We start from the raw sequence: 18,610 nt of genomic DNA, 5'->3' as shown, positions 1-18,610 counted from the left end.
GGATTTGAATAATGAAATATGACTTTGAACAATCGGATAAAGCTTTTTTCGGCCATCCTAAACCATTACAAACGCTATTTTTTACAGAGCTTTGGGAAAGATTTTCTTATTATGGAATCCGGCCCTTACTCGTTCTTTATATGATTGCGATGGTCAATGACGACGGTCTAGCACTTGATCGACCAACTGCCGCAGCGATTGTTGGATTATTTGCAGGCTCCATGTATTTAATGACCGTTTTTGGGGGGTGGGTTGCTGATAACTGGTTAGGCCAAGCACGTGCTGTCTGGTACGGTTCAATTATTATTGCCTTAGGTCACTTATCAATTGCCCTTACATCTGTATTTGATCAATCTTTCTTTTACTTAGGTTTAGTACTGATTGTTTTAGGTACCGGATTATTTAAAACATGTATTTCCGTGATCGTGGGAACACTATATAAAGCCAATGATGCAAGACGTGATGCAGGTTTTTCCATTTTCTATATGGGAATTAACATGGGGTCATTTATTGCCCCACTTATTACAGGGCTTTTGGCGAAAGACCATGGCTGGCATTTAGGCTTTGGTATTGGTGGCATTGGGATGTTAATTGCTTTATTAATTTTCCGTTTTATGGCAATGCCTCAGCTCCAAACATTTAATGAGCTACGCCAAGAAGCTAATAGCTGTAGCAAACCTGTTGTAGAAAATAAAAATGCGCCTAAAATTGTATTTAGCTTTTTATTCGCAGTTGCAGTCGTTATTGCGCTAACCTTCCTCGGTATCATTCACATCAATCCCGTCGCTGTCGCAACCTATTTAACCGTAGGTATTAGCATTGGGATTATTGCTTATTTTGCATATTTACTACTTTTCCTGAATTTAGAGCAACATGAAAAATTTAAAATAATTATTTGCTTCGTTTTATTAGCAGCCTCTGCCCTATTCTGGTCAGCTTTCGAACAAAAACCCACAACTTTTACTTTATTTGCGCAAGATTATACGGACCGTATTGTTTTCGGATTTGAAATCCCGACTGTATGGTTTGAATCAATCAATGCTCTTTTTATTATTATCTTTGCTCCAGTTGCAGCCTGGCTATGGGCAAAACTAGGTAAAGCAAATAAAGATCCAAGCTATATCAGCAAATTTATTATTGCGTTGTTATTCGCAGCAGGTGGCTTTTTACTTATGTCTCTAGCCAGTCATTTTGCTATTCATGGTGGAGTAGTTTCACCATTTTGGTTAGTCGGTACTTTATTTCTTCTTACCATAGGTGAACTTTGCTTAAGCCCAATTGGCTTATCAACCATGACCAAACTTGCACCTGATGTCATACGTAGTCAAATTATGGGTTTATGGTTTACAGGTACAGCTCTTGGCAACCTCATGGCAGGTTTAATTGGCGGACAAGTCTCGGCAGATGGTATTAATCATTTACCTAGCCTATTTATGCGCTGTGTATTAGCCTTGGTTATTGGCGCAATCGTGTTATTTTTATTAAAGAAACCAATGAATAAATTAATGGACAAAAGTACCAACAAAGTTCAACCTGATTTGGAAACGATATGAACGACTTAACTGTTCCAGAAAAACTAGCGAAACTTCGAGAACTCATGACCAATCAAAGTATTGATGCTTTGGTTGTTATGAGTGCAGATCCCCATATGTCTGAATATTTACCAGACTATTGGAAAGCAAGGCAGTGGTTAAGCGGTTTTAGTGGCTCTGTTGGCACTTTAGTTGTGACCCAAAACTTTGCAGGACTCTGGGCCGATGGGCGCTATTGGGTACAAGCCGAACAACAACTCGCTGGAACTGGCTTTCAGTTACTAAAACTGACCAGTGATGAATCTTCTACCCATCTCGCATGGATTGAGAAAAATCTACCGGCGGGTTCGGTTATTTCAGTAAATGGGCAAACACTTTCAATCCAGCAATTTAAAGCGTTGGAAAATACAGCAAAGCAACGTGGCTTTAAGCTTGAAACACAGCAAGATTTAATTGGTTTGATCTGGTTAAACCGCCCTGAACTTCCTTTAGAGCAGATTCATTTAATGCCTGAAGGATTAAATGCCCTCTCTCGTAAAGAAAAAATTCAGGCAATACGCGAAACGTTAAAAACTAAAGCGATTGAAGGACATTTCATTTCATCTTTAGATGATATTGCTTGGGTCTTAAATGCACGTGGACAAGATGTAGAATACAACCCTGTATTCCTTTCTCATTTATATATCAGTGCTCAACAGGCTGTTTTATTCATTGATAGCAACAAAGTTGATTTAACTACCCAACAGGCTTTCAAAGCTGATGGCATTGAGATTCGTGACTATCAAGATTCAGCTCAGTTTTTAGCAAATATTTCTAATGCATCTGTGCTGTTAGATCCCGCCAAAGTCTCGATTTTTCATGAGCAAGCTATCGCAAAAGATATTCAGGTTGTCTACGACATCAACCCAAGTACACTTTTTAAATCGCGTAAGCATGAAAGTGAAATAGCTCATATCCGTCATGCCATGGTGAAAGATGGTGTTGCCCTTTGCCATTTCTTCCACTGGTTAGAAAAAGCACTTCATCAAAGTCAACGCATTTCAGAACTCACCATTGATGAGAAAATTACGGCTTTCCGTGCTCAACAAGAGGGTTTTATAGGCCCAAGCTTTTCAACGATTGCCGGCTTTAATGCCAATGGTGCTCTACCTCACTACCGTGCAACTGAAGAACATTACTCATTCATTGAAGGCGATGGTTTATTGCTGATTGATTCTGGTGGACAATACGTAGACGGCACTACCGACATTACCCGTGTTGTTCCTGTAGGAACACCAACAGAGCAACAAAAACGTGACTATACTCTGGTTTTAAAATGTCATATTGCTTTGGCAAAAACGATTTATCCGGAAGGTTTAGCCGCTCCTCTACTCGATTCAATTTGTCGCCATACTTTATGGCAACATGGTTTAGATTATCGCCACGGCACAGGTCACGGCGTAGGCTTTGCGCTTAACGTACATGAAGGGCCGCAAGTGCTTTCTTATTACGCACCTATTCATGCCTATAGTAAGTTGCGTGAAGGTATGATTCTTTCCAACGAGCCGGGCTTATACCATGAGGGACAATACGGTATTCGTATTGAGAATCTGGTTGCAAACAGACTTCACTCAGGGTTTGAGGAAACCTACGGCGATTTCTTAGAGTTTGAAACGCTCACACTTTGCCCGATTCATTTAGATTGTATTATCGTTGACATGCTAACGGATGAAGAGAAAGACTGGTTAAATAGTTATCATCAAACTGTTCAAGAAAGACTGGCTGAACATTTATCTGGCGATGTTTTAGATTGGTTGATTTATAACACACGTAAGATTTAATCTTCTTGTGTGAACAAGGCAGAATAGTTTTTTATTTACAATAGAAGCTTATTCTGCCTTATTTGTACTTATCTATAATTTCAAAAAACCTCACTTTTTAAAGCCGTTTTTTCTGCAAATTTCTAACGAATGAAATAGTTAAACTGGTTACTTCTTTTTTTGCTATATTAGCCCATTAGAAAGCGGCTTCTTATTTTTCAAACCTAAAAAGTCTTTTCTAAACAGTGAGTATGAATGTGAGTAATATTCTAACTACTCATTAAATATATTTTAATTATCATGAGGTTAAGTTCATCATGCTTCTAATGATCGACAATTACGACTCTTTTACCTACAACATCGTTCAATACTTTGGCGAGTTGAATCAGGAAGTAAAAGTTGTTCGCAATGATCAAGTCACATTAGAGGATATTGAACGATGGCAACCAAAATATCTTGTGATTGGTCCTGGCCCTTGCTCTCCAAGTGAAGCAGGTATTTCAATTCCTGCAATTAATCATTTTGCCGGGAAAATTCCTTTACTTGGGGTGTGTTTAGGCCATCAAAGTATTGGGCAAGCTTTTGGTGGGAAAATTGTAAGAGCCAAAACGGTGATGCACGGACGTTTATCTGACATGTACCATAGCAATAAAGGTATTTTCAGTAATCTTCCTAGCCCTTTCTCGGCAACTCGTTATCATTCATTAGTGATTGATCAAGAAACGCTACCTGACTGTCTTGAAGTAACATGCTGGACCAATGAAGCAGATGGCTCAATGGAAGAAATTATGGGCGTTAAACATAAGACACTTCCTGTTGAAGGCGTACAATTCCATCCTGAATCCATTTTGAGTCAACATGGCCATCAAATCTTTAAAAACTTTTTAAACATCTACGCATAAGTCAGCCATCAATAGATTGTTTTAAAAGTAATTTGATAAGAACCTTTAATAAAAAAGCCAACTACGATCAGTTGGCTTTTTTTTATGGCTGAATCAATTACAACTTTAACTGTTGCACAATTGACCCATCTTGTTTTGCTACCAGCGATTCGCAGAGTTGAATACGCTCTTTAGTCTGTTTCAATCCTCTTTCTACCCCGACCAACTCTTTAGTTCGAGGTGCAAAAAAGTCATTTAACTGTGCCGCTTGTTGTTGGGTACATGCTGCCCCACTAAACATTGCAGGGAAACGCCCAGCCGAAGATTTACCTAAACGGTCAAACACGGCGTCATGATTTACCTTAAACCAAGACCATAAGCCACCTTGTTCATCTCCATAATTATTGATTGAGTTGACCACGGTACGAACTTCACCAACTTTAACACGCGGGTTTAAAATCAACTGACGGGCTTGTTGGCGCGTTGCTTCTTGATTTGCTGAACCCAAGGCTGTAAGAATCGCAAGACGTTGTGTCGGTTGAGTCACGCGTTGTAACTCTCCAGACAATCGGTCAAAAGCTGGTTGACCTTTTTCTTGTACACGTACAGCTAAAATGGTTGGCAATAATTCAGGTGTTACTTGCGCAAAATTAAGCTGCTTTTGAGCAAATAGAGCATCTGACTGTTTTAACAGTTGGGTACGAACTTCAGGAACTTGAATATCTAAAGCAAGAAATCTAACCAACTCACTACGCCATAAACTGTCCTCAGCTGATTCACCTGTTTTGCTGACATAACCCAACTGATTTAATTTAGGTAAATATAAATTGGCCAAAACTTTTCTGAAATGTTCACGTTCAGCTTCTGTTTTCAATACATGACGATGAATGGTACTTAACTGGGAAAACAACGCTGTACTAATTTGTCGACTATTCGAATTAGCAAATTTCTTCGCAGCATCTACGACAGCCAACAAATTAATATCACCGTGGTTAAATGCAGCTGAAATCGCATAGGCATAAGCTAACTGTTCAGTGTTAGAAAGCTTTTCTGTAGCGGCAGTCAGACGAGTAAACTCTTTTTGTGGCAAACTAAATTGGTAGTATCCTGCCGCATCTGCATTTGGAATATACCAACTGCCAAGGCTGGCACCTTTGAGTTCAATCTTGGCTTCTGCTTGGTCTACCAATTCACATTGCACTTTACTACCTGCATTTGGAACTTCATAACGTACACATAACGGTACACCCCAGAGGCTTCTTGCATCACCTTTTGAGCCCACAGGTAAATAACGGCTTTGCTTCACATTTAAAAAGACTTTATTGCCTTCTTGCTGTAGTGAAGTATTGAGTAAAGGTACACCCGGTTGATCAAGGAAACTTTTCACCGCTTTAGCAAAGCGCTCACTTTGCTCAGACTGCTCTGCTAAAGCGTTAATTAAATCATTGGCTGTCGCATTACCATATTGGTGCTTATTAATATAATTACGCACTCCTTGTTTGAATTTTTCTTCGCCTAAATAGCTTTCAAACATATTTAAAACAGCCGCACCTTTTTGATACGTGATGCCATCAAAAGCCGTTTGAATATCGGCATTGCTTAAAATAGGTTGACGAATACGACGCACACTTACCAAGCTATCACTTTTCATCGCATCTGCGGTATCTGAAATACGTTCTAGATCAGCATTAAATTCGGGATGTAATTTTTGGGTGATTTTACTTTGCATCCATGTGGCAAAGGATTCATTTAGCCACAAATCATCCCACCACGGCATCGTGACGACATCACCGAACCATTGATGTGCAAGCTCATGTGCATTGACATTAAATGAATTCTGTACAAAAGATACTGGTGAGTCCTTATCTAACAACATTAGATAGTCTCTAAAAGTAATTAACCCCGGGTTCTCCATTGCTCCGGCAGCAAAGTCTGGTGCTGCAAGTAAGTCGAGCTTGTCAAATGGATAACCAAAGGCAAAATAATCTTCTAAAGTTTTTAAAATGGCTGGCGTTTCAGATAAAGCATGCTGCATTTTTTCAGCTTTAGCATCGGGCGCAATACCACGTAACTGGATCGGCTGCTTACGCCATGAAGTTGCTCCAATATCAGGTCCTTTTTGTAATTGCCACGGCCCGACAGCCAATGCAAGTAAATATGTTGGTAGTGGTTTGGTTTGTGCAAAACTGAGTGTTTTCCAACCCGACTTCTCTGCTTGCTCCGACGTTTGTTGGGTATTGGCAAACCCTGAATATTTGCTTGGAATCGTCAAACGAATATTAAACGGCGTTTTAAAACGTGGTTCATCAAATGATGGGAATGACTGGCGTGCACTAATTGCTTCCATTTGCGTCATCACATAAGGTTTACCCTCAAACTCGATTTTATAAATACCATCGAGCTGCTGGTCATACGCTGCATTAAAATCTAGAACGAGTTGATACTGTCCTGCGGGCAAGGTTTTGGCAAATTTAATTTTACTCACCCCATCTACTTCAGAAGCTTGCTCATATTTTGCCTTGGTTTTAGTACCCTCTGCCGATGTGATATTCACATCTTTCACCGTCAAAGATTTACCATGAATCCAGATGTGATCTGTGGCTTGAGCCAGCTTTAAATGAATCGTAGTTTTACCGGTATAGCCTTTTTGTGCGGGATCAATCTTAAAATCTAAATCATAAGATTCGGGTACGACCCACTCGGGTAATTTACCAATCGGGATTTGTTCACTGTTATTCGATGCAAAAATCTGTGTTGCCGATAAAGATAATAATGTTGTAAGTAGCAATCTTTTTTTAAATGAAGGCTTGACCAGCATAAGGGGTTTTATCCTCTGTAGTTTTAAATAAAAAGATGCAGCAAATGCTGTACCACTTCGCTGCATCCATACATCATTCTTAGAATTTATAGTTAAACTCCAACCAACCTTGACGGCCGAATGGTGAATATGATCCTACTGGATAATACGGCCAACCGCCCGTGTCATCTCGTTTCACTTTGTCAAACAAGTTATTGATAATGATTGAAGCAGAAGCTTTTGGAGAGATTTGATAAGTACCACTCCAGTTCACCAAATACGTTGGACTTAGGTAAGCAGTTTGGTCGCCGTTTGGAATTTTGCCATAACGATTAACTAATACTGTTGATGCCCAATCACCAAAGCTCCAGCTGAGACTGGTATTAAAACGGTCACGCCAATCCGGAATACTTAAATCTTTTAAATAGTCATCTTTCTCGCCATCTTTTGATTGTTGATATTCATGTTCTAGTACACGGCTATAATTGATCGTCCAGAGAAAGTTACCAAAGCTATCTGTTTTCCAGCGCCATCTGCTAGTGAAATCAATCCCGCGGGTATGGTCGGATGCAGCATTAATCGGAACGATATTTATATTCTTAATCACATTTGGGTCGACAACTGCATTTGCAGGGTTACGCTCTACACGTGCCAAAGCATCAATACAGGCTGCAGAGTTAATATCTTGGTTGCCTAAACGACAATCTGCTTCCAAACGTAGAATTTTGTCCGCACTTAAGTTGGTCACAAGATTATCAATTTTGATATCCCAGTAATCGACGCTAATGTCAAACTTATTGGTTGGCGACCAAACAAACCCTGCACCATAAGATTTACCCTCTTCAGGTTTCAGCTCTTTGTTTCCGGTTAAAGTGTAGTTCGCCCCAGGTGCGTAATCTTTAAAGGTACATTTATCTAAAGATTGTCCCGTTTGGCTACAACGTAAATAGTCAGTCGTACTTGCGAAATAACCTTTTTGCTTATTTAAGAATAGATAGTTCATATCTGGTGCACGAAAACTAGTTGCGTAGTTACCGCGCACCAATAAAGTCGGATGTGGCCTAAACTCAAGGCCTGAACCGAAAGTTAGCTTATCAATACTGTTATCTGACAAAGCATAACGGTCATAACGTCCGGACAAGGTTAAATTTAAGGGCTTTGCTAAAGGTAAGAATAATTCTGCACCAAGTGCTTGGCGTGTACGAGTACCGCTATATTCTCCACTAGAACTCGTATTATAAAACTCACCATTTTCAACTGCCTGATCTGGCTTAATCGAAAAGCCTTGACGCCCAATTTCAGCCACTGCTGCAAGTTTGGCAGTTCCCGCAGGTAACTTAAACACATCACCATTCGCACTTAAGGTTAAACTTTGTGCCCACGATTTATCTTTTTCTTTTGTTGTGCCCGAAATACTTTCAAATTCACTTGCTGTTAGTGGTCGACTTAAACGATCTAAATGAGGTGAATAAATAGGAATACCATCTGCATCTGTACCAAGTTGCTGACCTAAGAAATATTCATCAACATTCGAACGTAATAAGCCTTGGCGGTTTAGTTGACTAGTATAAATGGAACCATTATAGGCTGCTTCATAACTCCAGCTCGTCTCTCCAATATCGCCTCGAATTCCAAAATTTAAGTTAGAAGAAAGTTCTTTCCATTTTTTATTTATTCGTTCTACCCCACCTAATTCTTCAGGTGCAAAACGGCGATTCCAAATTTCATAATTTCCCGAATCTTGATTTAGGAAATAACCACTCGTTGCAGCTAAAGAAGTCCATATCGGACTACGGGTATTATTTTCAATTTGGTTTGCCCCAATCAAAAAATCTGCAAATAATTGGGTTTTATCATTTAACTCATAATCTAAACCGAGATAACCATTTTGGCTGCGGTTTTGGGTCTGAACAGTCCAATAAGTTGGCCGTGCCAAACCACTGGCACAATTGTCCGCCCCTGCTTGTCCAATATTATTGACTGATCCGTTAAATAAACCGTTAAACGCCTGACACCCTCCAATTGAAAGATATTTACCAGTATCGGCATTTTTACGGCCGACAACAGTATCGGGTTTCTCCCCCAAACGAGTTCGGCTCTTCATAAAATCCCGATCGGCTGCCCATATCGGTTCACGGCCACTAAGCTCGACCCCATAAACGAGACTAAGCTTGTCTAAAGTTTTACTGCCACTCAGTTGTAAACGTAAGTTTTCACCACCTTCTTTGGTTCCACCTGCCTTAATATTAAATTGTGTGCCGTCTGTTTTCTTTTTCAGAATAATGTTCACCACACCTGCAATTGCATCTGAACCATAAATTGCAGAAGCGCCACCGTTTAATATTTCAATACGGTCAATAATGGCAGTGGGAATATTGGCTAAGTTCACGAAATTGACAGAACCATCGTACGGTACAGGATAGTCTGCAACCCGATGTCCATTAATTAAAGTCAAAGTATGATTGGGTCCCAGACCTCGCAAACTAATGGCGTTCGCTGCAGGTGTAAAAGTATTTCCATAATCGGCACCTTGCACAAAACCAGTGTTTTGCGTCAGGTTATTGAGTGCGTCAAATGCATTACTAAAACCTTGTTTTTCAATATCAGCTGCGGTAATGACGGTCACACTGGTCGGGCCATCTTTTTGTGCTTTTGAAATCCGAGAACCTGTCACCGCAACACGAACTACTTTATCTGGTTTAGCTTGGTTTTGTGTTTGCTCTACGGCTTCTTGCGCATAGCTTTCAAATGGATGAAACAGTGCAACAAATACAAAAATAAATGAGCGCTTATTTTTTAAAGCCCCTACATATTTCAAGTTATTTAAATACATATTTATTAGTAGACAAAATAAAGATCGCCCTACTATATCCACTTTTATTTGGTTGATTTATACACATTTTTTCTAGATATATTGATGTTTAAGATATACCAAATGGTTAATTATTTATCATAAAAACTCACAACAAACTAAAACCTTTTTCAATAAATAAATTCTGTTTATGACTCAACCCCATACCCTAACTGAGCAAAATTTTTAAAACTCTTATCGAACAGCAAAAATCTTTGGTTATTTTCTGCTAACATAGCCCCCTAGCTAGTGAATCATGGAACGCAATAGGCCGAACCTCCCACACTCGATCAACTTCACCTAAAAATTTTAATCATTAATGCTGTAAATCATGACTATGAATATCCAACAGGCGCTCAACCACATTACCAAGAACATTCATTTGACTCAGCCTCAAATGGAAGAAATTATGCGCAGCATCATGCAAGGTGAGGCAACCGAAGCACAAATTGGTGCTTTAATGATGGGCCTACGCATGAAAGGTGAAAGCATTGACGAAATGACAGCGGCCGCACGTGTCATGCGAGAATTTGCGATCAAGATCGATGTGAGTGATATCAAACATTTAGTTGATATTGTGGGAACTGGCGGTGATGGACAAAATTTATTTAACGTCTCTACAGCGTCTAGCTTTGTGATTGCAGCAGCGGGTGCAACCATTGCAAAACATGGTAACCGCGGCGTTTCAAGTAAATCAGGTTCATCAGACCTACTTGAACAAGCAGGTATTCATCTTGATTTAGATATGCAACAAACCGAACGCTGTATCCGCGAAATGGGTGTAGGTTTCTTGTTTGCACCAAACCACCACAAAGCCATGAAATATGCGGCTGGCCCACGTCGTGAACTTGGTATTCGAAGTATTTTTAATTTACTCGGCCCACTGACCAATCCAGCTGGTGTAAAACGCTTTGTGATTGGCGTGTTTTCAGATGAACTGTGCCGCCCAATTGCCGAAGTGATGAAACAACTTGGTGCCGAACATGTCATGGTTGTCCATTCAAAAGATGGTCTTGATGAAATTAGTCTTGCAGCTCCGACAACTATTGCTGAGCTTAAAGACGGTGAAATTACAGAATGGACCCTTAATCCTGAAGATGTCGGGATTGAGTCACAAACATTAAATGGTTTGGTTGTCGCAGATGCAACGGCGAGTCTAAAGCTCATTAAAGATGCTTTAAGCAAAAATAAATCTGATATCGGTGAAAAAGCTGCAAACATGATTGCGCTTAATGCAGGCGCAGGCATTTATGTAGCGGGCATTACCAAGACTTATGCTCAGGCTGTTGCATTCGCTCAAGATATTATTTACGGCGGGCAAGCATTAGAGAAAATGAGTGTTTTAGCTGAATTTACTAAAACATTAAAACAATCTCAGGCAGATTAAGGACTTCTCATGATTAATATTCAAAATACCATTTTAGGTAAAATTGTTGACCGTAAACATGAGGAACTTGCTGCGCGTTTAAAACAACGTAATTTGCAAGACGTAGAAGAGCTTGCAAAAGCAGCGACTCCGGTGCGTGGCTTTGCAAATGCTTTACAACATAAACGTCCGGGCGTGATTGCTGAAATTAAAAAAGCATCTCCATCAAAAGGAATCATTCGCGCAGACTTTAATCCTGCCGAAATTGCTCAGCAATATGAACAAGCTGGAGCAGCATGTTTATCGGTATTGACCGATGTTGATTTCTTTCAGGGTGCAGATGAAAATATTGCGATTGCCCGTAATCATTGTACCCTACCTGCTTTACGTAAAGACTTTTTGGTCGACCCGTACAATGTAGTTGAAGCACGTGCTTTGCATGCTGACTGTATTTTATTAATTGTTGCTTGTTTGTCTGACCAGCAACTCGAAGAAATGTCTAAAACTGCATTTGAGCATCAACTTGATGTATTGGTTGAAGTTCATGACGAAGAAGAGTTAGAGCGTGCCTTAAAGCTTTCTGAGCAATGTCTATTAGGCGTGAATAACCGCAATTTAAAAACCTTTGATGTAGATTTAAATACTACTATTCGGTTGAAAAAATTACTTCCGGCCTCACGTTTATTGATCACTGAAAGTGGTATTGCGACACCAGATGATGTACGTATGATGCAAGAGCATGATATTCACAGTTTCTTGGTTGGCGAAAGTTTTATGAAACAACCACGTCCAGATCAAGCTTTTACTGCCCTTTTTGGACAACCTCAAACGGTTTAATGAAGATATATGAGTAATAAAGATTCATCGCTTTCTAAAGAGCAACAAAAGTTATTGAAGCAATTTAAAAAGCAAATCTCCAATCCTCATTCAAGCAAAATCGCAAATCAGCCTGAGTCTAAAAAATCTCAGGCTGAGTCTGAAGAATTGGAAGACACACATCTATTTAAGCAGGCTGTTGCAGGCGTTAAACCCATCAACAATAGTAATATTGCCGATGTAAAAACCCCACGTGCCAAAAAAGTTGATGCACAAACACTAGCAAAACGCGCAGCTGCCGAAGGTGGTCGTGATACCGAACATGCCGAGCTATCAGATACACAAGCTGCTTTAAATCCGGTCGCAAGCCAAGCAACGTTAAGCTATCGCATTGCGACTCTTCAACATAAGGTTTTTGAAGACTTAAAAGCAGGCAAGATGCGTTGGTTTGAAGCTGTAGATTTACACGGCTGTACCATTGAACAAGCACGTGATGCAGTTTTACAAATCATCCAGATGGCAAAAGATGAAAATCAAAATGTCATTAAAATTGTGCATGGTAAAGGCCCAGAAGCGGTCTTAAAAACCTATGTCAACGGATGGCTACGCCAACATCGTGATGTTTTGGCATTTGTAAGTGCCCCTGAAAACCAAGGTGGCACAGGTGCCGTTCTCGTACTGCTTAAACGTGCAGAAAAAAATCCAAAATTCGAACAAAAAAAATGATCCTTTGGGATCATTTTTTTACATCAAATACCTGTAATAATTGAGCAACTACTGCAATGGCAATCATTGCAGGTTGTTTCGATGAAATCCCTTCTATCCCGATCGGGCAAACTAAACGTTGCAAAGTTTCCGAAGTATAACCTCGCACCTGCATACGTTTTTCAAAAATAGCCCTTTTACTTTTTGAGCCAATCATCCCAACATAAGTAAATGGTTTTGCCATAGGTTTTAAGGCCGTAAAACACAGTTGCAAATCTAATTGATGATCATGAGTTAAAATTAAAATTGCACCTGAACGGTCAAAATGCTCAATCTCGGCGTCTAAGGTATCAGTCGTTAAACATTGCACCTGTTCCAGTAAATCGGATGGGAAAATATCATCACGCGGATCAATCCATTTCACCCTCACACCAATAGGTAATAAACAACGGACAATTGCTTCACCCACATGCCCCGCGCCACAAATCAGCACTTGCAGGGTATTTGGTTGAATCTGCTGATCAAATTGCCATTCTTCACTGCTGCCAGAATGAAACTCGAAACTTGGTTGTTGTTCCATATCCATCGTTTGCCAAGTGGATGCATATTGATATGAGACGTTACGCCATATATGCTTCCCAGCTCGCCATGCTTGCAAACTCCCAGATAAATCCGACGCAATTTCAGCGGGTGATATTTTTTCAAACAATAACCACATTACTCCGCCACAACACTGCCCCAACCGAGCACTGAGGTTAAACCGTTCAATACGCCTCACACAAGTTTCCGATTCTTTTAACATTGCTTTAGCAATATCAATCGCCTGAAACTCTAAATGCCCACCACCGATCGTATCTGACTGCTGCCATTGCTGTTGCAAATTAAACCGCAATAACATCGTTGCGCCAACCTCTCGTGGCGTAGAACCATCAGCACGGACCACTGTGACCAATACCATAGGCAGAGCATCAACTTGCCACGCTACAAAATCAGTCCACCATTGTAAATGTTGCATAATCTTCTACATTTTAGCCTGTGGGCGAGCAGCCAAATCTTGTCCCCGTCCAATCGCAATTGCACGTAAAATTTCCTCGGCAGTTGCCGGAGCATTGAGTATGAGCGGTGCATTTTCTGGAATAGCCGCCTGTACTGCCTGACGAATTGCAGAGAAAACCGATAATGCCAACATAAATGGCGGTTCACCTACCGCTTTAGAGCGATAGATGGTGTCTGCCTGATTTTGATTATTAAACAGTTTGACATTAAAAATATGAGGAATGTCCACACTGGTCGGGATTTTGTAAGTTGAAGGCGCATGGGTAAACAAACGGCCTGCATGTGGCCCATGCGGCTGCCAATACAACTCTTCTGTCGTGAGCCACCCCATCCCTTGCACAAACCCGCCTTCAATTTGTCCAATATCAATTGCAGGGTTAATTGACCGCCCGACGTCATGCAAAATGTCGGCACGTAATACTTTCATTTCCCCAGTTAAGGTATCTATTGCGACCTCACTGACCGCTGCACCATAGGCATAATAGAAAAATGGACGCCCCAAATGGTTGACCTGATCATAGTGAATTTCTGGCGTTTTATAAAAACCACTATCCCATAGTTGTACACGTGCCATATATGCCCGTTGAACCAAGTCAGGAAATGTCCATGAATGACCATTCGCTGTTGAAACCATACTATCTTCAAACTGGACTTGGTCAGCTTCACTTTGACTTATTTCGGCTGCAAGTTTTGCCAGACGCTCACGAATTTTAATACAGGCATTTTGAACAGCTTTACCGTTTAGATCTGCGCCACTCGATGCTGCAGTTGCCGAAGTATTTGGCACACGAGAAGTATCGGTTGCAATTAAACGAACGCTATCGATTGGTAAACCCAACTCATGTGCAGCAACCTGCCGTACTTTGGTATATAGCCCCTGTCCCATTTCTGTACCACCGTGTGTAATCGCGACAGTGCCATCCATGTACACATAGACCAGTGCACCTGCCTGATTGTAATGCACGGCATTAAATGAAATACCGAACATTAATGGTGTTAACGCAATACCACGCTTAATGATGTCATTGTTCTGATTAAAGGCATGAATAGTCTGTCTACGCTTCGCGTAATCACTACTTTGCAATAGTTCGGCTACCAATTTTGGCGCAACATTATCACGGACTTCTGCCCCATAGTGCATACGGTCACGTCCGGCACCGGGCTGCTCGGCAAAGAAATTGCGCTGACGAATTTCAACTGGATCACAACCTAAATAACGCGCAATGTCATCAATAATATTTTCAATGACAAACATACCTTGCGGTCCACCAAAACCACGATATGCCGTATTGGAAACAGTATTGGTTTTACAACGTAAGTTACGTAGCTCAACTGCATTTAGATAATAAGCGTTGCCAATATGGCAAATCGCACGTTCATTCACTGGCCCAGAAAGATCAGCCGAAAAACCACAGTTTGAAGCCAGTTGTACCTTTAAGCCTTGCAAAATACCAGTGTCATCAAAAGCCACAGACCACTCATAAGCAAAACCATGACGTTTGCCTGTAGCACTCATGTCATCATCACGATCTAAGCGTAATTTACACGGACGGCCCGTTTTTTGTGCTGCCAAAGAGGCAATGCATGCCCACTGCGCTGACTGTGACTCTTTACCGCCAAAACCACCACCCATACGGCGGCTTTCCACACTGACCTGATGCATATTCATGCCTAATGCATGACAAATCAGTAACTGCATTTCGGTTGGATGTTGTGTCGAGCAATAGACTTTTAAGCTCTGATTTTCTTGTGGAATCGCATAGGAAATTTGCCCTTCAAGATAAAAATGCTCTTGCCCACCCAGCTCAATAGCACCTGAAAGTTGATGGGCTGCATTTTGAAATGCTTGCTCAACTTCACCATGGCTAAATTCAACAGGCGGCAACACCCACGATTCTTTTTCAATTGCATCTTGAATCGTTAAAATTGGAGTTTCGGGCACATACTCAATTTTTGCTAAGCGAACTGCCTGACGGGCTTGCTGATAACTCTCGGCAACGACCACAAATAAGGCTTGTCCATAAAATTCGACCTGCTCTTCGGCAAAAATTGGGTCATCTTTTACAATTGGTCCCCAATTATTTTCAACCTCTATATCCTTTGCTGAAAAAACTGCATAAACACCTTCAGCCTGACGTACGGCATCCAAATCAAACTTACTGATTTTGCCTTTGGCACAATTTGAAAATCCAACTGCCAAATGCATGGTATTTTCAAGCTCGGGTAAATCATCAATATAAGTTGCCTGCCCCGTTACATGTAAATGTGCACTTTCGTGTGGAATCGAATCACCTGCTTTAGCGGATTTTTTAGAAACCCTTAAGTCAATATTTTGATTCATGTCAGATCTCCACCATAGCAATCAAGTCATTCACACGAGTGATCGTTTGAGACAAGATTTTTTCTACATAAAAACGCTGTAAACAGTTTTTCGCGACGTGTAAACGATATGCCGAGCTAGCCCGTCCATCATCTAAAGGCTGATAGTCTTGCGACAATGCCTCTTGTGCCTGAACGATCAATTCTGCTGTAATTTGCTGGCCTTCTAATATGGCTTCTGCATATTTTGTACGTTTGGGAATAGCTGCCATACCACCAAAAGCAATTCTTACATTGTGAGTGACATCATCATTATCTAACTCACAAGAAATAGCTGCACATACCGCAGAAATATCTTGCTCAAATCGTTTGGCAATTTTATAGCTGGCAAATTTAAAACGTGTCTGCCCTTCACGAAGCGGAATAACAATCGCCTCAACAAACTCACCAAGCTGTAATGCTGTTTTTTGATAGTCTAAATAAAAGTCTTCCAAAGCAATTTCACGAGTCTGCTCACCTACACGCAAAATCAATCGTGTACCTAGCGTAATTAATGCTGGCATTGAATCACCAATAGGCGAACCATTGGCAATATTTCCACCTAGCGTTCCTGCGTTTTTAATCGGCATGGAAGCAAAACGGCGCTGCAATTCTTGAAAGTCGGGATAAAAATCTGAAATTTTAATGAGTGCATCACTCAAACTTACATTTGCCCCAATCGTTAAAGCATGGTCTGTGACTACAATCTTTTTCAGCTCTTCAACTTGACCTATATAAAGCATATCGCCCAAATTACGGCCCTGCTTTGTTACCCACAAACCTACATCTGTGCTACCTGCAACAATACGTGCTTGCGGCAACTGTAAACGTAAAGTAGCAAAATCCTGCAAAGTTTTGGGTGCAAAAAATTGCTGCTTTTGATCATTCAAATGCAATGCAGGTAATGCTTTGATCTCTTTTAATACATCAATTACTTTTTGACGTTCTAATACAACACGTGGATAGTCATAAGCTTTTTGTGCTGCATCTAAAATAGGGCGATAGCCTGTACAGCGACATAAGTTTCCAGAAAGATAATCACTGATTTTATCTTTGCTTGGAGAATGTTGTTCATTTTCATACATTGACCATAACGACATGATAAAACCGGGTGTACAAAAACCGCATTGTGAACCATGCATATCGACCATCGCCTGTTGTACCGGATGAAGTGTGCCATCTGGTACTGGCAATAAGCTATGAAGGTCTTCTACTGTAAATAGGGCCTTACCATCTAAAGTTGGTAAAAACTGAATACACGCATTCACACTACGTAATTGCAGGTTGTCATTGACCAATTCACCAATCACTACTGTACATGCACCACAATCGCCCTCAGCACATCCCTCTTTTGTACCAGTCTGCCTAGTCTTACCAGTTTGAGTATATTCTCGCAGAAATTGTAAAACCGTCATTGTGGGTACTATATTTTCTACTTGCTGCTGACCACCACGGAAAAAGAAGGTGATTGGACGTTCTAACATGTTTTATCCTTATGCTTTATAATAATGCTTCTGTGCAAATATGATGCCATTAGGCGATCATTTAGAACTTATCAATATTAAGCGCACATTTCATGTCCAAACACTTGACTATTAACGATAAAAAACATGAAATTTATTCATCTTTTATCAAGCGTACGGAAAAACCAAAATAAATATAGTGCGAGGATTTATGAACATCAGGTCATGTTTCTGATACAATGCCGAGCTTGTCTAATAGAGTAAATTTATACGTCTTATGTCAATGCAGCAATCGTACGCAAATATTCTGACTGCCGTCGGTGAAGACCTTAATCGTCCCGGCCTTAAAGATACGCCTGTGCGTGCGGCTAAAGCTTTTTCATATTTAACTTCTGGCTATAGTAAAACTTTAGAAGAAGTCACCAATAATGCTGTTTTCCCATCAGATAACCATGAAATGGTATTGGTGAAGAATATTGAATTTTATTCGCTCTGCGAACATCATCTTCTCCCATTCTATGGCCGTGTTCATGTTGCCTATTTACCAGAAGGCAAAGTTCTTGGCTTATCTAAATTTGCACGTATTACCGAGATGTTTGCTCGTCGTTTGCAAATTCAGGAAAACCTGACTCAGCAAATCGCTGAAGCTGTTGCAGAAGTCACTGGTGCTCGCGGTGTCGCTGTAGTCATCGATTCAGCACATATGTGTATGATGATGCGTGGTGTAGGTAAACAAGAATCTACCACCCGTACAGTTTCATTTGTCGGAGATTTTAAAACCGATAAAGAAGCGCGCCGTGAATTCTTAAGTGCAGTACCAGAAAGCTATTAATATAGTTTTTACTGCCTAAATAAAAGCCCGACAATGTTGGGCTTTTTTTATAGCTGAACGCGATAAACTTCGATCCAATTCTATAAAACATAACAATTAAATTAGGTGATTTTTGTTATAAAAGTAGGCATCTTTCTTTTTAAATAATTTATGA

Annotated in this window: 12 protein-coding genes; 7 read left to right on the top strand and 5 right to left on the bottom strand. The window is 40.5% G+C overall.

Annotated features, from left to right (window positions below):
* Window positions 1-11 precede the first annotated feature (11 nt).
* From G9371_RS01320 to G9371_RS01310, 3 genes are all read left to right on the top strand, one after another.
* Entirely contained in the window at window positions 12-1,553 is a 1,542-nt protein-coding gene (locus G9371_RS01320; protein ID WP_000872616.1) for a peptide MFS transporter, read from the top strand.
* Window positions 1,550-3,352 (top strand): aminopeptidase P family protein, encoded by a 1,803-nt coding sequence (locus G9371_RS01315; RefSeq protein ID WP_029424529.1) that lies wholly within the window; start codon window positions 1,550-1,552, stop codon window positions 3,350-3,352. Before G9371_RS01320 ends, G9371_RS01315 begins: the two co-directional genes overlap by 4 nt.
* 296 nt (window positions 3,353-3,648) lie before the next feature.
* Window positions 3,649-4,233 (top strand): anthranilate synthase component II, encoded by a 585-nt coding sequence (locus tag G9371_RS01310; protein ID WP_029424530.1) that lies wholly within the window; start codon window positions 3,649-3,651, stop codon window positions 4,231-4,233.
* 97 nt (window positions 4,234-4,330) lie between these two features.
* Here G9371_RS01310 and G9371_RS01305 read toward each other — a convergent pair whose 3' ends face one another.
* Together G9371_RS01305 and G9371_RS01300 are read right to left on the bottom strand one after the other, a co-directional pair.
* On the bottom strand, window positions 4,331-7,096 hold the full coding sequence (locus G9371_RS01305) for a M1 family metallopeptidase (RefSeq protein ID WP_086374783.1): 2,766 nt from the start codon (window positions 7,094-7,096) through the stop codon (window positions 4,331-4,333).
* 13 nt (window positions 7,097-7,109) lie between these two features.
* A complete protein-coding gene (locus G9371_RS01300) occupies window positions 7,110-9,842 on the bottom strand; it encodes a TonB-dependent receptor plug domain-containing protein (protein WP_029424532.1) in 2,733 nt (910 codons plus the stop codon).
* Between the two features lie 355 nt (window positions 9,843-10,197).
* Here G9371_RS01300 and trpD point away from each other — a divergent pair, with 355 nt between their 5' ends.
* Genes trpD through G9371_RS01285 form a run of 3 tightly spaced genes read left to right on the top strand, consistent with a single transcriptional unit; the run spans window position 10,198 to window position 12,768 of the window.
* Window positions 10,198-11,247 carry an anthranilate phosphoribosyltransferase gene (gene trpD, locus G9371_RS01295; protein WP_001982145.1) on the top strand — a complete coding sequence of 350 codons (1,050 nt, stop codon included), beginning with the start codon at window positions 10,198-10,200 and terminating at the stop codon, window positions 11,245-11,247.
* 9 nt (window positions 11,248-11,256) lie between these two features.
* Window positions 11,257-12,063 carry an indole-3-glycerol phosphate synthase TrpC gene (gene trpC, locus G9371_RS01290; protein ID WP_000608310.1) on the top strand — a complete coding sequence of 269 codons (807 nt, stop codon included), beginning with the start codon at window positions 11,257-11,259 and terminating at the stop codon, window positions 12,061-12,063.
* 9 nt (window positions 12,064-12,072) lie between these two features.
* The gene (locus tag G9371_RS01285) at window positions 12,073-12,768 is read left to right on the top strand and encodes a Smr/MutS family protein (RefSeq protein ID WP_000066126.1); all 696 of its coding nucleotides are present in this window, start codon (window positions 12,073-12,075) and stop codon (window positions 12,766-12,768) included.
* Between the two features lie 10 nt (window positions 12,769-12,778).
* Here the strand turns inward: G9371_RS01285 and xdhC are convergent, their stop codons facing one another.
* Genes xdhC through xdhA form a run of 3 tightly spaced genes read right to left on the bottom strand, consistent with a single transcriptional unit; the run spans window position 12,779 to window position 17,645 of the window.
* Entirely contained in the window at window positions 12,779-13,762 is a 984-nt protein-coding gene (gene xdhC, locus G9371_RS01280; protein ID WP_029424533.1) for a xanthine dehydrogenase accessory protein XdhC, read from the bottom strand.
* A gap of 6 nt (window positions 13,763-13,768) precedes the next feature.
* Window positions 13,769-16,144, bottom strand: a complete 2,376-nt coding sequence (gene xdhB / locus G9371_RS01275; protein WP_029424534.1) for a xanthine dehydrogenase molybdopterin binding subunit — start codon at window positions 16,142-16,144, stop codon at window positions 13,769-13,771.
* Between the two features lies 1 nt (window position 16,145).
* Complete coding sequence (gene xdhA / locus G9371_RS01270; RefSeq protein WP_029424535.1) at window positions 16,146-17,645, bottom strand: xanthine dehydrogenase small subunit; 1,500 nt, start codon at window positions 17,643-17,645, stop codon at window positions 16,146-16,148.
* Between the two features lie 262 nt (window positions 17,646-17,907).
* Here xdhA and folE point away from each other — a divergent pair, with 262 nt between their 5' ends.
* Entirely contained in the window at window positions 17,908-18,456 is a 549-nt protein-coding gene (folE, locus tag G9371_RS01265) for a GTP cyclohydrolase I FolE (protein WP_001187844.1), read from the top strand.
* The last annotated feature ends 154 nt before the right edge of the window (window positions 18,457-18,610 follow it).

This window comes from Acinetobacter sp. EKM10A, assembly GCF_011075215.1.
Classification (GTDB): Bacteria; Pseudomonadota; Gammaproteobacteria; order Pseudomonadales; family Moraxellaceae; genus Acinetobacter; species Acinetobacter baumannii.
This window is presented reverse-complemented; position numbering and strand designations above follow the sequence as displayed.

Bases quoted from the DNA above. Each gene is read 5' to 3' on its own strand.
- G9371_RS01320 (WP_000872616.1), top strand. From the start codon at position 12: ATGAAATATGACTTTGAACAATCGGATAAAGCTTTTTTCGGCCATCCT.
- G9371_RS01315 (WP_029424529.1), top strand. From the start codon at position 1,550: ATGAACGACTTAACTGTTCCAGAAAAACTAGCGAAACTTCGAGAACTC.
- G9371_RS01310 (WP_029424530.1), top strand. From the start codon at position 3,649: ATGCTTCTAATGATCGACAATTACGACTCTTTTACCTACAACATCGTT.
- G9371_RS01305 (WP_086374783.1), bottom strand. From the start codon at position 7,096: ATGCAGCGAAGTGGTACAGCATTTGCTGCATCTTTTTATTTAAAACTA.
- G9371_RS01300 (WP_029424532.1), bottom strand. From the start codon at position 9,842: ATGTATTTAAATAACTTGAAATATGTAGGGGCTTTAAAAAATAAGCGC.
- trpD (WP_001982145.1), top strand. From the start codon at position 10,198: ATGAATATCCAACAGGCGCTCAACCACATTACCAAGAACATTCATTTG.
- trpC (WP_000608310.1), top strand. From the start codon at position 11,257: ATGATTAATATTCAAAATACCATTTTAGGTAAAATTGTTGACCGTAAA.
- G9371_RS01285 (WP_000066126.1), top strand. From the start codon at position 12,073: ATGAGTAATAAAGATTCATCGCTTTCTAAAGAGCAACAAAAGTTATTG.
- xdhC (WP_029424533.1), bottom strand. From the start codon at position 13,762: ATGCAACATTTACAATGGTGGACTGATTTTGTAGCGTGGCAAGTTGAT.
- xdhB (WP_029424534.1), bottom strand. From the start codon at position 16,144: ATGAATCAAAATATTGACTTAAGGGTTTCTAAAAAATCCGCTAAAGCA.
- xdhA (WP_029424535.1), bottom strand. From the start codon at position 17,645: ATGTTAGAACGTCCAATCACCTTCTTTTTCCGTGGTGGTCAGCAGCAA.
- folE (WP_001187844.1), top strand. From the start codon at position 17,908: ATGCAGCAATCGTACGCAAATATTCTGACTGCCGTCGGTGAAGACCTT.